Source organism: Clostridium sp. BJN0013 (assembly GCF_040939125.1).
Classification (GTDB): Bacteria; Bacillota; Clostridia; order Clostridiales; family Clostridiaceae; genus Clostridium_B.
This window is the reverse complement of sequence record NZ_CP162495.1, coordinates 1,440,844-1,462,491: the sequence shown is the minus strand read 5'-3', so window position 1 is coordinate 1,462,491 and position 21,648 is coordinate 1,440,844. Positions and strand designations below refer to the sequence as shown.

Below are 21,648 nucleotides of genomic sequence, written 5' to 3'. Positions count from 1 at the left end.
TCTTTTTATAATTAAAGAAAGTTTCAGCCTCTAGCTTTCTAGTTAGCTACAAAATCATATGTCAATGAATAAAATATGTAGATTACATGTAGACATTGTTAATATTTAGTTAATTCATCTAAATATCTTTAAATTATTGCAAATCGTTGACAGAAGCTTGCCATCATGCTAGAATACAAGAAATTATACTTTGTTGACCAGAAATCTGGAGACCAATAATCTATTACTATAGATTATTGGTCTTTAATTTTATCCAAACGCGGCAATTAGCTAATACTCCTATCTTCTTTAAAGTGGGAAATAAGCAGGTCTACGCGCCTCCATAAGTTCTCCCAAGGTTCAGATGAAGACAAGCATTTCTCTATGGCAGGCTCCACCTGAACCTCTGAATTACTTTATCTTAAATTATAAGGATGTGATAGAATGATTAAAAATGCTTCATTAAAAGTTTACGGTATGACTTGTACATTATGTTCTACTACAATAGAATGTGCTGTTTCTGAAATTGAAGGTATAGATAAAATAAATGTAAGCTATGCTACTGAAAAAGCAAGATTTGAGTACGATAGTGATAAAATAAACTTAGAGGACATAAAACGAAAAATAGAATTATTGGGTTTTTCTGTGGGAGAGGAAAATGAAAAAAATACAGATAAAGGCCTTACAAGACAGGAAATTGAGAGAAACAAGCTTAGAAATTTATTTATAATATCCGCTATTTTAAGTATTCCATTAATACTAGGCATGATACTTGGTACTACAGGATTCTGCCACAATACTTTTGACCCTAATTCAGCTAATAAGTGGGGAAACACTATGGAAACTTTAAGATTTAAGTCTTCACAGCTACATAACTGGAAATTTCAGCTTACACTGGCCACTATAGTCCAATTCATAATAGGTTTTAGATTTTACAAGAGTTCCTTTTACGCATTAAAGGCTAAAGCATTTACCATGGACTTATTGGTTGTCATAGGAACTACCGCTGCATATTTTTACAGCTTATACATTGCACTTTTTGAAACTGTAACATATACTTTAGGAATGGTAAATTTATATTTTGAATCCTCTGTTACTATAATTACCCTTGTACTTCTTGGAAGATATCTGGAATCCATTGCAAAAAGTAAAACAGCTACTTCCATAAAAGCCCTAAACAGGCTCCAGCCCAAAACAGCCAGAATACTAAAAACCAATATTGAACATGCAGTTCCTATTGAAAAAGTATCCATAGGTGACATTCTAATGGTAAAACCAGGTGAAAAAATACCTGTAGACGGCATTGTACTTACAGGTTACTCTTATGTTGACGAATCAATGCTTACGGGAGAAAGCATACCTGTTGAAAAGAAAAAAGATGATTTGGTAACAGGTGCTTCTATAAACAAAAATGGTACTTTTACTTTTAAGGCTACTAAAGTTGGTGATGATACTGTATTCTCAAACATAATAAAGTTAGTCGAAGAAGCCCAGGAAAGCAAGGCTCCCATTCAAAAAATTGCAGATAAGGTATCAGGATTATTTATACCTGCTGTACTCGCTGTATCAGCCCTTACATTTGTTATATGGTATTTTGTGATTTTCGATCAGCAGATATTTATTATAGACATTGCTATAATTCATGCTGTTTCAGTTTTGGTAGTATCCTGTCCATGTGCGCTGGGTCTTGCTACTCCTGCTGCATTAATGGTAGGAATGGGAAAAGGAGCAGAAAATGGAGTATTAATTAAAAATGGTGAAAAACTAGAACAATGCTGTAAAATCAATACTGTGGTATTTGACAAAACGGGAACTTTAACCACAGGAAAACTTCATGTTACCGATATTATTTCATTTAATAAAAAACAAATTTCATCTTTAAATATTATCGAAGAAAAAGATTTGATGATTTTAGCTGCATCAGCTGAAAAACCTTCTGAGCATCCTCTTGGAGAAGCTATATACAAATATGGAAAATATAATTATGAAGATGAAATAAGTACTCTGGATTATTTTAAGTATTTTCCAGGTAAAGGTGTAACTGCACTTGTGGATAACAAAAGGGTCCTTATAGGAAATGAAACCTTTTTAACGGAAAATTCAGTGGATTTATGGGAACTTAAAGATAACTTAAGTAAACTCCAAAAACAGGGAAAAACATCTGTGCTAATAGCAGTTAACAATATTTTAGCCGGAGCTATTGCTATGCAAGATAAAATAAAGGATACTTCAGCAGATGCCATTAAATCTCTTAACAAAAAGAATATAGAAATTTATATGATCACAGGAGATAATAAAAATACAGCCCTATCGGTTGCAAATAAGCTTGGTATAAAAAATATAATAGCAGATGTACAGCCAGAAAACAAAACTCAGGAAATTTCCAAATTAAAAGGCAAAGGAAAAGTGGTAGCCATGGTGGGAGACGGCATAAACGATTCCCCTGCTCTTGCTACAGCAGATATAGGATTTGCCGTGGGATCAGGTACTGACGCTGCCATTGAAAGTGGTGACATAGTACTTTTAAAAGAAGATTTAAGAGCTCTACCGGAGGCAATAGAACTTTCCAGAATAACTATGAGAAAAATAAAACAAAATTTATTTTGGGCTTTTATCTATAACATAATTGCCATACCAATTGCAGTAACAGGACATTTGAATTCTGTAATAGGTGCTGTAGCTATGTCATTTAGCTCCATATCTGTTTTATTAAACTCACTAAGCCTTAAAAGATTAAAACTCTGATAAATTACACACTTTTCAATAATTCATCAAATTATTGAAAAAGGACATATATCCTTATTTAGGAATATGTCCATCAATTAAATATTCTATTTATTTCTTCTCTGCTGTTTCTTAGAAGCTTTTATCTGCTTTCTTTTTTTCTTCTTTTTATCTGGAATTTTCCTTTGAATATGGGTTGCATTTTGTGATTGAGATTTAATATTCTGCCGAAAACATGGCCAATATTTCAAATCTTTAATGGTATCCCTGATAAACTCATATCCTCTCATTTTTAAGTTTAAAATTCTTTCATCATCTTCAATATTAAAATTTTCTTTTACTTCTTCTAAAGATATATAGAAAGTCTCTATTAAATTATCCTTATAAGCTTCTTTAATTTCCTCATATAATTCATCCGGGCATATTTCACAGCAGTTACTTACCAAACTACCCCAAACAACAGAACATTCTCTTTTCAATTTTTCTTTAAATAAGCTTCTATAGTATTCAACTATTTCACCTTTGGATATAACACCTTCTACCCATAATACTGAAAATGTTTTAATGGCAGCAATTTTTACGTACTCATTAACATTTTCATCTTCCAATAATTTTTTGATTGGTTCAATATTTCCATTACAAACAGATGCCAGAATTCTATGTAGATCTTCTGTAATCACATCGCCAAAAATGTTATATGTAATTTCGCCAGGTAAACTGACTAAATCTATAATTAGTAAAAAACTCTGTTTTTCTTTAAATTGTGCTAATAAATAACTTGCATATATATGTAAAAAATACCCGGGTTTTTCTACAATTTCTTCATAATTATATTTAACAGTTTCTAATATTTCAAGTAATTCTGGAATAAATTCTTCCTTTCTATTTATTATCTCTCTTAGCTGTTTTTCTGGAAATTTACCATTAACATATTCAATTTGTTCTAATAGTCTATTCATAAAAATATAATCACCTCTATAGTCTTTATCTTTTAAATTACTCTCTTGTACATAATTTCTATTATATCCTACTGATTATATATTGTCATACAAAGATGACAAAAATAGATAAAGGATCTTTCCATGTCCTATTACTTTTAGATTTTATCAGAACTGAAATAAGATATTTTCTATATACATTGTAAACCACGATATATTATATGTTGACAATTTATTATCTGATTATTATAATTAAATTGTCAATGTTTTTTATGATTTAGTTAACAATATTTGAAAGGAGTAAAAAAATGAATTTAAAAATAAGAGATATTACTATAGTAGCTATTTTTACAGCTTTGACAGCTATTTTAGCCCAAATTTCCATTCCACTTCCTTTTAGTCCCGTGCCAATTACTTTTCAAGTAATGGCAGTCTACATATCCGCAATAATCCTAGGAAGTAGACTTGGTGCACTATCTCAAATTACATATGTACTTTTAGGTGCAGTGGGAATTCCTATTTTCGTTAATTTTCAAGGAGGATTAAATGTGGTATTGGGACCATCAGGCGGATATCTTATATCCTATCCTATAATAGCTTTTATGGTAGGAAAAATATCAGATAAAAATTTATCATTTATACATTCAGCCGCAATATTAATTGCTTCTTTACTGCTTTGCTATGGAATGGGAGTAGTCCAACTTTCATTTATAACGAATATTACAATTAAAAAAGCTATAGTACTAGGTGCCCTTCCCTTTATACCATTGGATATTATAAAAATTGCATTATCTTATTTATTGGGGGGTAGAATAAGGGTAGCTCTTGTGAAAACCCATCTTATAAAATGTTAACACTGAGAGCTCATCATCTATTATGTATTCAAGGATACAGAGGTTATGGCTATAGTACAGATTTCACCCAAAATATGGACAAAATAATTTCCCAGCTAAAAAAAGATATTTCCATCAAAATAAAAGTTGTAGCAAATGCAGATGAAATTTGTTTCTGCTGTCCCAACAATACAGTAGAAAAATTATGCCATTATGAATTTAAAATTAAATTTCTTGATAAAAAGGTGTTAAATCTATTGGAATTAAATCTAAATCAAATTTACACTTACAAATATATTTTAAATACTCTTTATAAAGAAATAAACTTTAAAAACTTTAAAAATATATGCAGCACCTGCCAATGGTTTAAATATGGATATTGTAAAGAAGGACTGGGGCTGTGATAAATAGGTGTACTCCATTTAATATTAGTTTAATGGAATACACCTAAAATTTATAATATTTTTTATTACTATCAACTCAAAATATATCTATTATCTTTTTCATGGATTTAAAATAATACTCTGATGTATTTGAATGAGAAAAAGCAATTTTCAATTCTAAATTCCAGTATCATCATATCTCATCTGTAAAAAATAATTTTCACAAATTTTTAAACAAAATAAACATTTAGTTTGATTTTTATGTAAAAATATCCTTTATTTTAGATTTAAAGTAAAATAGTTATCATTTTAAAGCAAAATAATATGGGAATTGTCAAAATATTTTTTAAGAAAATAATTTAAATTGAAAATTTAGATAAAAATTAGATTTAAATGTATAATAATGTTATAATTAATTGTACAATTGGTAATTTTAAAAAAGTAGTAAAATATTGAAATAGAAGGCATTAAAAGTTCTACTTTTTTCTTAGATAAATTATAGGTAAATAAAAGTTCATCTTCACTCATATCTTTAATTTCATCATATAATTCCAGGAAACTTTCCTTCAAAATAAAATCCTCAGTAAAACTTTTACCATTTGATTTCTTTAAACCTCGTATTATTTTAATAATAGTTTTTAACTCTCCCCCTAGTCCAATAAAATACTCTGTTTGATATTTTGCTATAACATCTTTTAATAAATAAAGCTTACTTTCAATGTGTTGTTCCATAACCTTTGAAAAATGTAATGTCTTTTTCTCTAATTCCCATAGATTTTCTTTAAGCCGTAGTGCACCCAATTTTTCATATTCAGCAAATTTAAGCTGATTCTTTTTATAAATCAACATTTCCAATCCACCAGAAGTAACATTTACAATTAAAGTATTTTTTAAAATTTTAAAGTTGGACTTTAAAAAATGTTTTCTAATGGCCTTAAGCATAAAAAACCGTTCTTCTGCAGCAGTAATAGCTTGTACATCAATTCCAACCCTGAGTCTGATTTTTTCTACTACATATTGCTTATTTTCAGCTTCTCTAATTCCACTGGTAGAAACAGCCTTATAATATCTAACATTATAATCCTTCATTAAATTTACAAAACCTATTATAATATTACATTGATTTGACACTTTAAAACTATACTTATATATTTTATTATGAAAAATTCAAATGTTATCTTATTATTCTTTATATGATATACTCTATATTAACACATAAAAGTTATATATGAAAAGGAGATAAAATTGATGCTTAAAATAGGAATTATTGATATAGGATCCAATTCTATACGTTTAGTAATAGCCCAAATTCATAAAAATGGCTCCTTTAATATAATAGAAGAAGCAAAAAAAGCCATAGATCTTGGGAAAGATATGAATTTAAAAGGAGAGCTTAACCTTACAAGAATGAATAAAGCAATATCTGCCTTGTCTTCTTTTAAGCACCTGTGTACATATAAAAAGGTAGAACGCATTATACCAGTTGCCACAGAAGCCGTACGTAAAGCAGCTAATCAGATAGAATTTTTAAATAGAGTTAAAAATGAACTGGATATAAACATACGTGTATTATCGGGTAAAGAAGAAGCTTATTATGCTTATCTGGGTACCGTAAATAGTATAGATTTTTCTGATGGTCTTTTGGTGGATATGGGAGGAAGCAGTACAGAACTTATCTGGGTAAAAGAAAAAGGAAGATATTGAGATAATTGAAAAACTTTCAGTTCTATTAAAAATCTCTAGAAATCTTCATAAATCTACAAATGGCAATATTAATAAAATTGACTGCACCGTATTAAAAAAAGAAGTGATCATAAATACTACAGTTTTATCCGAAACAACCTTTCAATTAGAAGCAGCATCTGATTTCGAAAAAATTTTTGATAAGAAATTAATTGTTGGAATACAATAATATTGAATACTTTTCTCCGGTATTTCATATAATTTAAAAATGAAATTGTGGTTATATCGGGAGAAAAGTATGGAAATTATTGAAAGCTATTTAAGTAAATCAGAACAAATTTTAATTTTAAACAAATATAATGTACATGATATTGCTTTACACCAACTGAAAGTAACGCACTATGCTTTAAAATTATTCGATCATATAAATGAATATTATGAACTTACAAAAGAACATAGATATATATTGTATTATAGTGCACTTTTTCATGATATAGGATATTTTATTAGTAAGAAATCACATCATAAACACACCAAACAGCTTATTTTAACGGAGCCAATACTATACAAAATACCGGATGACAAAAAGATCCTTATTGCCCTTATTGCAAGTGGACATGGTAAATCAATTGACCCCAGTATAAAAGTTTATTCTCATAAAGTTCAACTAAAAATACTGCAATTAATTGCTTTATTGAGAGTTGCCGATGTATTAGACCATACCCATAAACTAAAAACATCCTTAGAAAAAATTTACTTTGAAAATAGAATTCTAAAGCTATCCATCAGTGGTAAAAGCATTGATAAAATTATAAATAAATTCGACAAAAAATCGCATCTATTCCAGAAAGTATTTAATACATCAATAAAGTTAGAATATAGTTAACATCTTTATTTTACTTTTATAAATCCCACCAAATCATTACTTAATATTAAGTGGGATTTTTTTAATTATTATTCAGTTTTTAAATTTGATTCTCCATTTTCTATTAATATTTTACTACTTATTAAGAAAAAACTTTGAATAAACATAAATATGCCCGTTCCTATAAGTAACCATTCTATTTTAATAATATCTGACATTGGTCCAAATATAAGCATTCCAAGGGGCATCATGGAGCTGGATATCATAGTCAGCACTCCAAATACCCTGCCTAAAAAATCCTCTTGTACTTTCTCCTGCAATAATACCATAGAAGGTGTATTAAACAGCGGAATAGCTATTCCAACTAAACCCATAAAAAACAAATATAATATAAAATTAGGTGTAACTCCAAGTAAAAAAGTACATATTCCTATGAGAAAACTTGACAATGCCATTGTATAAATCCTATTTTTAAATCCTCCCCAATAAGCCATAATAACTCCTCCTAATATCATACCACTGGAAAAAGCAATTTCAATTGAAGTTAACCTCCATACATCATTTCCAAAACTTCGTGATACCTGCAGTGGGGTTAAAAATGCAGCTGGAGCCGATAAAAAGAAAAATACCATACAAAATAAAAAGAATTTCTTAATATACTCATGATTTTTGATATACATAATTCCCTTTTTCATATCTATAAAATAACCATTGGTCTGCTTTTTTAATGCCTTATTATGAGCAGGAACGTGTAAAAATAAAATTAACATAAAAATTGCTATAGCTGCAGTTACAACATCTATAAAAAATATTACCTCTATTGTAGCTATAGTAAGAAGCGCTCCGCTAATCATAGGAGATATCAACATAACAATTGATTGTATACTTCCATTTGTGGCATTAACTTTGGTGAGTTTATTTTCAGGTACAAGCTGAGGAATAAATGCACCTATTGCTGGAGTTTGAACGGCCGTTCCAAGAGCCCTTATGGCAGATATAACAAAGAGCAGCCACACTTCATCATATCCCAAGAGAAATAATATCGCCAGTACAAACGTTGATATTGCAATAAAAGAATCCGATAAAATAATCAATATTTTTCTACTGTACCTATCAGCCCACACCCCTGCAAAAGGAGAAAGAAAAAATGTAGGGAGAAAACCACTGACAATTGATATGGTCATCATAACTCCAGACTGTGTTTTTAATGTAATAAACCATATAATTGCATATTGAACTAAAGATGTTCCAAAAAGGGATATAGTCTGACTAGCCAAAAAAAGTATTATGTTCTTTTCCCAATTTTTATTCATATATAACTTTCACTCCCATCATATTCAATCATAGTTTTCCATAAGTATTTTCTAACCGAAAGCTAGCATTCTGCTAACACCCCTAATTCTTTAATATAGGGATAAGAATTGATTGGCTTCATTCTCAATTATACCAGAAAATTTCTATTTTAATATTTTAATCGTATAAAATTAAATATTCATATATTTTTGCATAAATATTATATTAAAAATACTCTAAAATCCGCATTCTTTCATTTAAAACTTTTATATTTATTTCAAATTACGAATTACAGATAAATAACTTAATATACTTGCTCTTTCTTACTGTAATTTATTTAATTATACACAAAGATTTTGCTATATATTTCTAATTTATTATATTTTCTACCATAATATTATAAAAATAATAAGCCAATTTTAAATTTACATAACCCCCATAAGATGATATAATTTAGTTAATATAAGAAATAAATTTCATTTTAGGCTTAAATCAGAATATTTATTGAATGATTTTACAGATGATTTGCTTGAAAATGAATAAATAAAATCATAAAATACCTATTAAATACTGTATGTATATTTAAAATCAGCCAGATAGGTTTAAAAATATTTTGTAATTTGAAATGTTAAATTTTTATCATTGGAATTTTCAGAAAACGGTTTCTATTGTTAATATTAATACTAACTTAATTTATGATAATTATTCTTAAGAATTCATATTAAATTTTAAATACAGTATTTAAGGAAAATATTTAAAAGGAGTATTTAAATGATTACAGTTATTTTAGATGGTAAAGAAATAATGGCAAAAGAAAACTCAACTATATTACAGGTAGCAAGAGACAACAATGTAGATATACCTACACTATGTTATCTAAAGGATTGCATGAGCCTTGGTAAATGCGGAGTCTGTCTTGTAGACGCAAATGGTAAAATTATAGTAGCCTGTGCCACAAAAATTAAAGAAGGTATGGTTATTGATACTAAATCAGAAGCTGTGCAGGAAAGAATTAAAAAGAGAATATCCTCACTTTTAGATACCCATGAATTCAAATGTGGGCCATGCCCAAGAAGAGAAGATTGTGAGTTTTTAAAACTTGTAATCAAGACCAAAGCAAAAGCTTCAAAACCATTCTTACCAGAAGATAGAGAGCAATATATAGACTCAAGAAGCAGTGCACTTGTATTAGATAGAACTAAATGTATATTGTGTGGTAGATGTGTAGCAGCATGTAAGGTACATTCTGGTACTTCTGTAATGCAATTTATAAAAAAAGATGGTAAAAGAACTGTTGGAATTGAAAATAACCCTTGCTTTGACAATTCAAATTGTCTATTATGTGGACAATGTGTTATTGCATGCCCTGTGGGTGCTTTAACTGAAAAACCTCATATATCCAGGGTACAAGAAGCCCTAAAAGATCCTAAAAAACATGTAATAGTTGCCATGGCACCTTCTGTTAGGGCTGCTATTGGTGAATTATTTAACATGGGATTTGGCAAAGATGTAACAGGTAAAATTTATACTGCTTTAAGAATGCTTAATTTTGACAAAATATTTGATATAAATTTCGGAGCCGACATGACTATAATGGAAGAAGCTACAGAACTTTTGGAAAGGATAAAAAATGGAGGCCCTTTTCCAATGTTTACATCCTGCTGCCCTGCCTGGGTAAGACAGGCTCAGAATTATTACCCTGAATTACTTGAAAATCTTTCATCTGCAAAATCACCTCAGCAAATATTTGGGACTGCAACTAAGACTTATTATCCATCTATATCCGGTATAGATCCAAAAGATGTATACACTGTTGCAATAATGCCTTGCAATGACAAAAAATATGAAGCAGATCTCATTGATATGGAAGTTGATGGTATGCGCTGTATAGATGCTGTACTAACTACAAGAGAACTTGCTAAAATGATAAAAGCTGCAAAAATTAAATTTGCGCCTCTTGAAGATAGTGAAGCTGATCCTGCTATGGGTGAATACAGTGGAGCTGGTGTCATATTTGGTACCACTGGTGGAGTTATGGAAGCTGCTCTTAGAACTGCAAAAGATTTTGCAGAAAATGTGGATCTTAAAGATATAGAATATACTGAAGTTAGAGGATTAAAAGGTATAAAGGAATCTTCTGTTGAAATCTCCGGAAACACCTATAATATTGCTGTAATTAACGGTGCCGCAAATTTATTTGATTTTATGGATTCTGGAAAAACGGAAGAAAAACAATATCATTTTATAGAAGTTATGGCCTGCCCGGGTGGTTGTATAAATGGCGGTGGACAGCCTCATTTAAATTCGCTCAATAGAGAACTTGTAGATTACAAAACCTTAAGAGCCTCTGTATTATATAATCAGGATAACCATTTGCCAAAGAGAAAATCACATGAAAATACTGCAATAATAAAAATGTATAATACTTATTTTGGTAAGCCAGGACATGGACTTGCTCATAAGCTTTTACATTTTAAATATACAGAAGATTCATCTGAATTTAAAATTGTTTAAAAGATAGAAAATTGCAAGCAAAATTATCAAATTTTTAAGGGTATTTACCTAAATAAAAAGTAAATACCCTTTTTACTGTAACTTTACATATTACTTATTTTTTAAATATATCAAGGGATTATAGGATGTTATAATTACCATCTTCGGATAAAATCCTTAATTAAATAGTTGTATAATTTATCTATACATGATATAACTTTGTTAAAACAAAATAATATTTATAATCAAGTTATTCTTAAATTTATCCGAGTGCGGCAATTGTCTAATATTCCCACATTTTTCAAAGCGGGAGATAAGTATTTCTTGTAAGCAAACTCTACCTGAACCTAAGAATCACTTGATATGGAGAAGATAAAATATGAAAATTTTACTTATGAAAATTACTTTAAGGGCATCCTGGGTACAGTCATTAAAAGAAAAGAGAATGATTGTAAGAAGTATAACTCAAAAACTAAAAAATAAATTCAATATATCCGTATCAGAAATAGCTCAACAGGATATTCATAAAACTATAGTTATAGGTATTGCAGGAATATGTGCAACTACACCTCAAATACATTCTACCATGGAAAATATTATAACTTTTATAGAACATAATACTGATGCAGAGATAACTGATATTGAAAAAGAACACATGAAAATTTAGAAATTAAAAAAAAGGAGATACAATATGAATCCAGTAGAAAATATTTTAAAAGATTTTCAAGTTATTATTTTAGATGGTGCCCTGGCCACAGAGCTTGAAAGAAGAGGCTGCAATATAAATGATTCCCTATGGTCAGCAAAAATACTTGGTGAGAACCCAAAAATAATAGAGGATGTACATTATGACTATTTTATGTCAGGAGCGGATTGTGCTATTACCTCAAGTTATCAGGCTACTATTTGTGGTTTTATGGAAAAAGGTTTTAAAGAAGACGAAGCAATAGAACTTATCAAACTTTCTGTAAAAGTAGCCAAAAGAGCAAGAGATAGATTCTGGAAAAATCCTTCGAATAGAATGAACAGACCAAAACCGTTAATTGCAGGTTCAATAGGTCCCTATGGAGCCTATCTTGCAGATGGTTCTGAATATATAGGACATTACAATATTGGCGAAAAAGAATTAATTGAATTCCACAGACCAAGGATGAAACTGTTACTAGAAGAAGGAGTTGATATTCTGGCCTGTGAAACAATTCCAAGCCTTGTAGAAGCCAAGGCTATTTTAAAACTACTTAAAGAATTTCCTTCGGTTTATGCCTGGATAAGTTTTAGTGCCAAAGATCAATTGAATATAAGTGACGGAACCCCAATAGCCGAGTGTGCCAGATATTTAGATTCCTATGATAAAGTAGCTGCTCTTGGAGTTAACTGTACCCCGCCTAAATACATAGATTCATTGATTGAACAGATTTTAAAAAATTCTACCAAACCCATAGTAGTCTATCCAAATTCAGGTGAAGAATATGATAGTATTACTAGAACCTGGTATGGAGATTCTTCTAGTGAAACTTTCAGCTGTAGTGCCAAAAGCTGGTTTGATAAAGGTGCCAGACTTATAGGGGGATGCTGCAGAACAAATCCTGAAGATATTAAATTGACTTGCAAAGTTCTTAAAAACAACCTTTCGAACTAACCTTACGAAGTTCTTTTCATTGTTATTGGTACCTTTTTAATTTTTTATTTATATTTAAACAGACAAATTCCAGAAAACAGCTCTAATATTATTTAGAATACTTATTTTTTCTTTTTGATTTTATAAAAATTGACTATTATGATTTGTTATCCACAATTTTATTCCTCAACAAACCTATATCCTACTCCGACCTCTGTATATATATACTCAGGTTGAGAAGGATCCCTTTCTATTTTTCTCCTTAAATTGGCCATAAAAACTCTAAGTGACTGAGTCTCATTTCCAAAGGATGTTCCCCAAATTTCCCTGATAATAAAATTATGAGTCAATACCTTGCCTGAATACCTGCAGAGCAACTCCATTATTTTATACTCTATAGGAGTTAAATGTATTTCATTATTATTTACAGTTACACGCCTTTTATCAAAATCAATAAAAAGCTGTTTAACCTTAAAAGTATGAATTACTATATCCTCATTTCTATTTGACATACCATGTCTTAAGGATACACGAATTCTAGCTAGAAGTTCCCCTATTCCAAAGGGTTTGGTTAAATAATCATCAGCACCTTCATCAAGGGCCTCAACTTTTTGCCTTTCTTTTTCCCTGGCAGATACGATTATAATTGGAACATTTGATAATTTTCTTATTCTTGATATAACCTCAATTCCATCAATATCCGGAAGACCCAAATCCAATATGATAATATCCGGATTATTTGACATGGAAAGTGCAACAGCCTCTTTTCCTTTGTCGGTTTCAATATATTTATATCCTTGTGATGATAAAGCTGCTGCTATAAAATTTCTTATAGGTTTATCATCTTCAACTATAAGAATGTAAGGCTTATCTTTCATAATTAATTTCCTTCCTTTTTTCTTTTGGAATGTTAAATTTAAAAACAGCTCCCCCTTCCTTTCTGTTATGAGCCGTAATCTTCCCTCCATGTAATTCCACTATGGACTTACAAATGGCAAGTCCTAGACCTACTCCTCTTCTGGAATCAGATACCTTACTTCCATTTGTAAAAAATCTGTCAAATATATAAGGTAATATTTCCTCTGATATCCCCTTGCCATTATCAATCACTTCAAAAATTACATCTTCACTTTCCTCGTAAACCTTTATTTCTACAAGTGAATGTTTTGGAGAAAATTTAACAGCATTGTCAAAAAGATTTATAAGTACCTGTTCAATTAAACTCCCATCCATAGAAACCATTATAATCTTTTCAGGAATATTTATTTTTACCCTATGATATTTAAAGCATTTAGAACTTCTCTGAACTGCTTCGGATACCACTTCCTCCACCAATTCCATATTCTTAGCTATATTTACATTTCCTTCATCAAATCTTGTCATACTCAATAGATTTTCAACTAATCTAATCAACCACTCCGTATCATCATAGATGCCAATCAATAAATCTTTTTTTGTATTCTCATCTATAAATTGCCCATTTTCTAAAATTGTACTTACAGAACCCTTTATACCTGCCAGAGGACTTCTTAAATCATGAGAAACTGATCTTAAAAGATTGCTCCTAAGTCTTTCTCTTTCAATCTGAACTTTAGAAGCCTCCTGTTGACTTGAAAGAATTTCTCTATCCAGAGCCACAGCCATCTGCCCTACAATAGTTTGAACAATGAATTTTTGTTCCCTGTCGATAATTCCCTGGCAGCAGGAAATTCCGATTACTCCTAATACTTTATTATGCACCTTTATAGGTGTGTAATACACATCAGATTGACAAAAAATATCTGTACCTTTTCCCGAGTCCTTTCCATTTAAAAAAGTCCAATAAGCTATTTCATCCTTATTTAAAAATATATTTTTACTATCAATTTTATCATGGTTATATATTAAGGGAGTAGAAGGCTTGCCATTTTCCCACAAATACCCTATTACACTTCTATTGATTAATCTAGAAATATACTTTATACCTGTGGAAATAACGTCAAAGTTTCCTACCGCACTTAATAATTTACTGCTGGCCATATACAGTATTTCAGTTCTCTTTTCCCTTGTGTAGGAGTTATAGGCCTCCTTTTGTATTCTATCGGTAAGACCACCAACTATAAATGAAACTGTCAGCATCATGGCAAATGTAGTTATATAATTTTTATCATAAAACTGAAATGAACCCTTTGGCTGTACAAATAAATAATTAAATATCAGTACCCCACCTATAGAAGATATTATACCCATCAAGTATCCAGTTGTCTTTATATATACCACTATAACACCTAAAATAAAAATCATGATTTCATTTACATCGGTAAAACCCATATAATTAAACAATTTTGCAATTAACGTTACAGTTGCCATAATTATTATGGTTTCAATGATTTCTTTGAATGATATTATTTCATTACTGAATTCTCGGATAAAATTATTCTTCTCCTCTTTATAAAATGGACTTGGTATAATGTAGACATCAATATAGTCATTGGAACTCATAAGCTTATCTACCAGATCTCTTGTATAAAAATGAGATATGTTGCTGAACTTTTTATGATTTTTTCCTATTATTATTTTAGTAACATTTCTGAATTCAGCATATTGTATTATCTGTTTATCTATGCTATCTCCATATATTGTAACCATTTCCCCGCCCAGTTGTTCTACCAAATTGAAATAGGAATTTAATCTTTTCTTTTCTTCATTGCTCAATCTTTGAGATTTTATAGAATCTACATATAAAACTATCCATTTCGAATGATAATTTTTTGCCATTTTTGCAGCAGTTCGTATTACTCTTGCCGAAGACGGAGATGGACTGATGCAGGCCAGTATCTGTTCAGAGATCGGCATTAAAGTAATCTGCTTTTTTGACATTATTTCACTTCCTCCTATGAGTTAATTTTGAACTAATGCTACCCTTAAATTAAATTATAACCATTTAATATTCATCTATTATATAAGGTATGGTAACTATAGCTATATTTCTTCTCTTAAGAAGCATAGTTTTAATTAATAATGCAGTTTGATTGTGAAGTATGTTACCCCACCATTTGGTAATTACAAATTGTGGAATTACAACAGTTACCGTATCTTCAGATCCTGCATAATATTCCTCTGATTCTATAAATTTAATAAGCGGTCCTATAACGTTTCTATAAGAAGATTTCTTTACTACTATAGGTATATCAATATCATACTCATCCCATTTTTTTAAAAGCTTATTAGTACTTTCATCATCTATAGAAACATGAAATATTATTATATTTTTAGATATTGTCCTGGCATAATTTAAAGCCTTTAAAAATGATTTATTTAAAGTATCTATAGGAACTATTACATGTTTTTTCTGATCTAAAAAATCAACTTTTTTAGGCATTTCACCTGCAGACAATTTTAATTGTCTTGCGACTTCTCTATAATGTTCATTTATCTTCAACATTATATAAACTATTGCAGGTATAAGTATAAAAACTATCCATGCACCATGTTTAAATCTAGTTACTCCTATAATAATAGTTGTAATAAAAGTTAACAGTCCTCCTAATCCATTTATAATAGCCCTATGTTTCCATCCTCGCCCTTTATTTCTGACCCATCTTGTAAACATACCAAATTGAGACAATGTAAATGATATAAATACTCCCACTGCATAAAGGGGTAATAGGAAATGAGTATCTCCTTTAAACATTATAACTAATATACAAGATAGCACTCCTAATACTATTATACCATTGGAATAGCTAAGTCTTTTACCTCTCTTTGTGAACTGTCTTGGAGCATACCCATCTTTGGCTATAAATGCCAGTAAAAGTGGCAATCCGGTAAAAGCAGTATTGCCAGCCATGATAAGTATAATTGCAGTAGTACATTGAATTACATAAAACATAATATTCCCCCCAAATATTTGCTGGGAAATCTGTGCAATTACAGTTACTTTTGAATTAGGAACAGCATGATAAAGTGTGGTCAAATATGAAATACCTCCAAAAACCATAAGTACTACCAATGACAAAAGCAATAATACAATCTTGGCATGTTTCTGGGAAGGTTCTTTAAAACTTGGCACACCATTGCTGACAGCTTCTATACCTGTCAATGCTGTACATCCTGCTGCAAAAGCATTTAAAAGCAAAAACCAAGTTACTTCTCCTGAAACAGCAGGTATATTATAAACAGGCTTTGGAACATATCCTCCAAAGTGTACTTTAATTATTCCCCATAAAATCATAAATAATATTGAAAATATAAATAAATATGTGGGAATACCAAATAATTTTGAAGATTCTCTTATACCTCTTAAATTTCCAATAACCAAAAATATTATAAGTATCAAAGTTATGGTTACTTTATGAGAGAGTAAGGCAGGTATAGCAGAAGTTATAGCCGCAGTACTTGCAGAGGCACTTACAGCTACAGTCAATATATAATCTATAATTAAAGAGGCTCCTGCTACAAGCCCTGCATTTTTTCCAAAATTATCCTTTGCTACGATATAGGATCCACCACCTTCTGGATAGGCATCAATAGTTTGTCTATATGAAAATGTAAGCATAAACATTAAAAATATAATACATAATGACACATAAAGCATATACTTATATGACATTATACCGATAATAGGAATAAGCTTCCATAATATTTCTTCACCAGCATATGCCACTGAAGAAATTGCATCGCTGGACATTATAGGCAGTCCCCAAAATACAGTAAACTTTTCCTGTGTTATCTCCTCAGTTTTTAATCTTTTACCCGTTAAATTGTCTAGTAAGTTACTTAATTTCAAGCTCATTTTTAACACCTCTATGAGTAAATTTTTATCTTTTACTGCTATGATTTATTATAATCATCTTGAATATAAAACTGTTGTTAAGATTGTACGGTCTATATAAAGATTCTATAAATATTTAATATATGAAAAGTATTCCATTTACCATATTTAAATTTGTAATGAAAATCAGTATAATAGTATTTAGAGGCATACTGTCACTACTTAGAATTAAATAATTTAACTATAAACTTTAGCCAGAATAATCCTTTGCAAAAACAGAGCAATAATTTTAAATTCCTTAATTTTGATGTGTTTACATAATTTCAACAACACACAGTAAAGTATTTTAAAAATGGATTGTACAAACTAAAGTTAGATATGGAATTCTACAAAGTTGATTCAGCATCAAATAGGGGGATACAAAGTGATAATTTTAAATGCTTTAGGAAGTGTATTTAGCATTGTTTTAATGATTTCCACAGGATTTTTTTTATCTCATAAAGGATGGTTTAATGAAAAAACCTCTAAACTTTTTTCAAAAATAGTATGCAATCTAGCTATTCCTTGCCTTATGATATCTCAATTTAATGAAAACTTTGATAAACATAAATTGATTACCCTTAGCAGGGGGCTATTTGCTCCATTTACATCCATGGCAATCTGTTATTTAATTGCCGTAGTAATTTCTAAAGTTATCAAAGTTAAAAGAGGACGAATAGGTACTTTCAGATCCATGTTTTTTGTATCTAATTCTATATTTATCGGGCTTCCAGTAAATATATCTTTATTTGGAGAACAAAGCATACCTGATGTTTTACTATATTACATAGCAAATACTGCTTTTTTTTGGACTATCGGTTCCTATGAAATCAGCAGAGATGGACAATCTGGAAATGCAAATATATTTTCTCTTGATACACTAAAGAGAATTATATCGGCACCCCTTTTGAGCTTTATAATGGCAGTTATACTTGTTTTGTTGGATGTTCATCTGCCAAAGTTTATTATGGATACCTTTAGATATTTTGGCAATTTAACCACTCCATTGGCCATGTTATTTATAGGGATAACCATTTATTCTGTTGACTTGAAACAATTTAAATTTAGTATTGACATGTTAGTAGTATTTTTGGGAAGATTTCTTATTTCACCTATGGTAGCTTATATACTGTGTATTTTTTCAGGTACTCCTTCACTTATGAAAAAGGTATTCGTTATACAGGCTGCCATGCCAGTTATGACCAACACTGCTATAGTTTCAAAAAACTATAATGCAGATTATGAATATGCATCAATAAATATAGTAATAACAACTGTTTCTAGCATGCTAATTATTCCCATTTATATGCTGCTATTAAACTGACTATTTGCAAATGGAGATGATATTTATGAAAGAGAAAAAACACTTTAAAGTTACAAGGTATACTACTATTATAATAATTATGTTATTGATCTTTACAACTATGGCTGCAAGGCTTTTTTTCCTCCAGGTGGTACAGGGCAAGGAATATAAGGAACAGTCAAACAATAAGTCTATAAGAGAAATACCTGAGACCGCTCCAAGGGGGGATATTTTAGACTGTAATGGAAATAAGCTCGCCAAAAGTAGACTAGGTTACATGCTTGTATATAATCAGACAGACGAAAGTGATAAAACATTTTTTTCTACCATGGATAAAGTATTTAAAATATTGGACGAAAACGGAGAAAACCAGCAGGACGATTTTGAACTTAAGATAAATCCCTTTAAATTTGAATTTAGAAGTGAGGATGAAAACGCCCGGAATACTCTAGAGATAAGATTTAAAAGAGACAGTGGATTAAATGATTCCATAGAGAAAAAAATCAAGAGTAAAAATGAGGATATTTCAGAGGATGATTTGGAGAGTCAGGTCAACAAAGAACTTTTAAAGATATCTGCAGAGGACACCTTTAAAGAACTTTTAAAAAAATATAAAATTCCCAGTGGATATTCACTGGAAGAGCAAAGAAGATTTATGACTATAAGAAATACTTTAAATAAGCAGAGTTTTTCAGGCTATAAACCAGTAACGATAGCAAGTATAAGCAAGGATACTGCTTTTAAGTTTTTACAAATGCTAAATGAACTTCCAGGCATAGATGTAAACACCCAGCCTATAAGATCCTATCCAAATGGAGAGCTAGGTTCTGCTTTTCTGGGATATATATCAAAAATAGCCTCCAATTATGAAAAATATGAAGACAAGGGCTATGATATAAGCAGTGATTATGTGGGTCAGGGAGGACTTGAGGCAGCTTTTGAGGACAGACTAAAAGGCTCCAAAGGCGGCAGAATAGTAAAACTTAATAAAAATGGAAGGGTACTTGAAGAACTTGGCAGCAGGGATTCCTATCCGGGACAAACTCTACAGCTTACCATAGACAAGGATGTGCAAGCAGCGGCAGAAAAATCACTGGATGAGAGAATGGAAGAATTAAGACAAAACGCCTATGACCAGGAAAGGGCTGATACCACAAATGCAACCAGAGGGGCAGCTGTAGCTATTAATGTAAATACAGGAGGTATAATAGCCCTGGCCAGCAGACCAGGATATGATCCTAATGATTTCTCAACTCCTGGAAAACTTTCTACAGAACAATACAACCAATATTTCAATCCCAATTTAGAGGAATTTGGAAGAGAATACATAAGGAAAAGAAATATCACAGCTAATTATGCTGGAAAAAGTGAGGATGAAGTGTTAAATATACTTTTTCCTATTGATAAAAGCATAAAAAACAACACTACCATAAGACAGGATCTATATGACATATACCCAAAGCCTTTTTATAATTATGCCACCCAGTCTCTAATACCTCCAGGTTCTACTTTTAAACCTATGACTGCCATTGCCGGACTGGAAAGTGGAGTTATAACACCTTATTCTAGTTATTACGATAATGGTACTTATAATCAAGGTGGGAGACCTGTAGAATTTAAATTGGATGGACCTAATTATTGGGTGAACCTTACAACTGCCATACAAAAATCAAGTAACCCTTATTTTATGGAGGTGGCAAGACTTATTAGAGAAGCTTTTGGAGATGATACCCTGGCTAAATATGCCTGGAAGTTTGGACTTGGCATACCTTCAGGAAGTGAAGAAAAACCTGCTACAGGCATAGAAATTTCAGAAAATTATGGTCAAGTATATAATACTCAATCTAATGAAAATACTTTTGCTAGGAATTATCTTGCAAATACCATGTCGGTACTTAAAAATGGAGTAGATGACCAGGGCAGCAACATAGTTAAAATAGATTTATACGATAATGACAGTGATTCTGACAAGGTTAAATCATTAAAAAATGAAATAAAAAATTTAATAAAGAATTCTATAAAAGGTGGAAAGAATGCCTTTGACAAAGAAAAATACAAAGAATTATTCTCAAAACTGACATTAGAAGATCCAAATAATAAAAAAGATATCAGTGATAAAGATATGGATGGTTTAATTCAAGCTATATACTACATAACTGTTTCAGATGCCAATGCCCAGCTGGATGTACCTGCCAATATAGAAAATGCAGCTATAGGACAGGGTTTAAACCAGTTTACCCCCCTTCAGATAGCAAATTATATTGCCACCCTGGCAAATGGAGGAACCAGATACAAGCTTCACCTTGTAGATAAATTTTTAGATTCTGATGGAAATGTTATTGAACAGGTTAAACCGGAGATTCTTGAAAAAACAGGGGTTAAGGCTGAAAATATAGAGGCTGTTAAAGCTGGAATGGAGGCAGTTAATGAAAAGGGTACTGCATCTAAAGCCTTTGCAGATTTTCCTATAAAAACTGCTGGAAAGACAGGTACTGCAACTATAATCAGTCAGGAACACCAAACTCAAATTGGAAGAACGGACTATGCAGAGTATGTAGGTTATGCACCTTTAGATAAGCCTGAAATAGCCGTATATGTAGTGGTATTTGATGGAGGTATGGGTTCCGGTTCTGCCTATATAGCCAGAGATATTTATTCTGCATATTTTAGTAAACAATTAAACACCAGTACCAATTCTCTAAACAATTAGATTAAAATACTACAGAATATTAATATGATTCTGT

The 21,648-nt window shown here is 30.7% G+C and carries 16 protein-coding genes; 10 read left to right on the top strand and 6 right to left on the bottom strand.

Going from position 1 to position 21,648, the window contains the following annotated elements:
- The first annotated feature begins 423 nt into the window (after positions 1–423).
- Positions 424–2,724 (top strand): heavy metal translocating P-type ATPase, encoded by a 2,301-nt coding sequence (locus AB3K27_RS07485; RefSeq protein WP_368490597.1) that lies wholly within the window; start codon positions 424–426, stop codon positions 2,722–2,724.
- Between the two features lie 86 nt (positions 2,725–2,810).
- On the opposite strand, the gene AB3K27_RS07480 is transcribed toward AB3K27_RS07485, so the two are convergent.
- Positions 2,811–3,662, bottom strand: coding sequence for a DUF1186 domain-containing protein (locus AB3K27_RS07480; RefSeq protein WP_368490596.1), 852 nt, complete (start codon positions 3,660–3,662; stop codon positions 2,811–2,813).
- A 287-nt stretch (positions 3,663–3,949) separates the two neighbouring features.
- Between AB3K27_RS07480 and AB3K27_RS07475 the strand changes: the two genes are divergently transcribed.
- Both AB3K27_RS07475 and AB3K27_RS07470 read left to right on the top strand, forming a co-directional pair.
- Positions 3,950–4,495 (top strand): biotin transporter BioY, encoded by a 546-nt coding sequence (locus AB3K27_RS07475; protein WP_368490595.1) that lies wholly within the window; start codon positions 3,950–3,952, stop codon positions 4,493–4,495.
- Positions 4,489–4,878: a DUF1284 domain-containing protein gene (locus AB3K27_RS07470; RefSeq protein WP_368490594.1), complete on the top strand. Its 390-nt coding sequence runs from the start codon at positions 4,489–4,491 to the stop codon at positions 4,876–4,878. The genes AB3K27_RS07475 and AB3K27_RS07470 overlap by 7 nt, the downstream gene beginning before the upstream one ends.
- Before the next feature lie 351 nt (positions 4,879–5,229).
- Here the strand turns inward: AB3K27_RS07470 and AB3K27_RS07465 are convergent, their stop codons facing one another.
- On the bottom strand, positions 5,230–5,988 hold the full coding sequence (locus AB3K27_RS07465; protein ID WP_368490593.1) for a hypothetical protein: 759 nt from the start codon (positions 5,986–5,988) through the stop codon (positions 5,230–5,232).
- A gap of 117 nt (positions 5,989–6,105) precedes the next feature.
- Between AB3K27_RS07465 and AB3K27_RS07460 the strand changes: the two genes are divergently transcribed.
- Both AB3K27_RS07460 and AB3K27_RS07455 read left to right on the top strand, forming a co-directional pair.
- Positions 6,106–6,561: a hypothetical protein gene (locus tag AB3K27_RS07460; RefSeq protein ID WP_368490592.1), complete on the top strand. Its 456-nt coding sequence runs from the start codon at positions 6,106–6,108 to the stop codon at positions 6,559–6,561.
- Between the two features lie 277 nt (positions 6,562–6,838).
- Positions 6,839–7,426: an HD domain-containing protein gene (locus AB3K27_RS07455; RefSeq protein WP_368490591.1), complete on the top strand. Its 588-nt coding sequence runs from the start codon at positions 6,839–6,841 to the stop codon at positions 7,424–7,426.
- A 68-nt stretch (positions 7,427–7,494) separates the two neighbouring features.
- On the opposite strand, the gene AB3K27_RS07450 is transcribed toward AB3K27_RS07455, so the two are convergent.
- On the bottom strand, positions 7,495–8,718 hold the full coding sequence (locus tag AB3K27_RS07450) for an MFS transporter (protein ID WP_368490590.1): 1,224 nt from the start codon (positions 8,716–8,718) through the stop codon (positions 7,495–7,497).
- Positions 8,719–9,469: 751 nt separating this feature from the next.
- Here AB3K27_RS07450 and AB3K27_RS07445 point away from each other — a divergent pair.
- The 3 genes from AB3K27_RS07445 (at position 9,470) to mmuM (ending at position 12,830) form a co-directional block, all read left to right on the top strand.
- Positions 9,470–11,212 carry a ferredoxin hydrogenase gene (locus AB3K27_RS07445; protein ID WP_368490589.1) on the top strand — a complete coding sequence of 581 codons (1,743 nt, stop codon included), beginning with the start codon at positions 9,470–9,472 and terminating at the stop codon, positions 11,210–11,212.
- Between the two features lie 358 nt (positions 11,213–11,570).
- A complete protein-coding gene (locus tag AB3K27_RS07440; RefSeq protein ID WP_368490588.1) occupies positions 11,571–11,858 on the top strand; it encodes a DUF503 domain-containing protein in 288 nt (95 codons plus the stop codon).
- A 24-nt stretch (positions 11,859–11,882) separates the two neighbouring features.
- Positions 11,883–12,830 carry a homocysteine S-methyltransferase gene (gene mmuM / locus AB3K27_RS07435; protein ID WP_368490587.1) on the top strand — a complete coding sequence of 316 codons (948 nt, stop codon included), beginning with the start codon at positions 11,883–11,885 and terminating at the stop codon, positions 12,828–12,830.
- 158 nt (positions 12,831–12,988) lie between these two features.
- Here mmuM and AB3K27_RS07430 read toward each other — a convergent pair whose 3' ends face one another.
- From AB3K27_RS07430 to AB3K27_RS07420, 3 genes are read right to left on the bottom strand one after another with little or no spacing between them, the layout of a single operon-like run.
- Positions 12,989–13,687 (bottom strand): response regulator, encoded by a 699-nt coding sequence (locus AB3K27_RS07430; RefSeq protein ID WP_368490586.1) that lies wholly within the window; start codon positions 13,685–13,687, stop codon positions 12,989–12,991.
- Complete coding sequence (locus tag AB3K27_RS07425; RefSeq protein WP_368491198.1) at positions 13,677–15,686, bottom strand: ATP-binding protein; 2,010 nt, start codon at positions 15,684–15,686, stop codon at positions 13,677–13,679. The genes AB3K27_RS07430 and AB3K27_RS07425 overlap by 11 nt, the downstream gene beginning before the upstream one ends.
- Positions 15,687–15,732: 46 nt before the next feature.
- Entirely contained in the window at positions 15,733–17,583 is a 1,851-nt protein-coding gene (locus tag AB3K27_RS07420) for an APC family permease (protein WP_368490585.1), read from the bottom strand.
- A gap of 403 nt (positions 17,584–17,986) precedes the next feature.
- Here AB3K27_RS07420 and AB3K27_RS07415 point away from each other — a divergent pair, with 403 nt between their 5' ends.
- Positions 17,987–18,925, top strand: coding sequence for an AEC family transporter (locus AB3K27_RS07415; protein WP_368490584.1), 939 nt, complete (start codon positions 17,987–17,989; stop codon positions 18,923–18,925).
- A 25-nt stretch (positions 18,926–18,950) separates the two neighbouring features.
- Positions 18,951–21,614 carry a penicillin-binding transpeptidase domain-containing protein gene (locus tag AB3K27_RS07410; protein ID WP_368490583.1) on the top strand — a complete coding sequence of 888 codons (2,664 nt, stop codon included), beginning with the start codon at positions 18,951–18,953 and terminating at the stop codon, positions 21,612–21,614.
- The last annotated feature ends 34 nt before the right edge of the window (positions 21,615–21,648 follow it).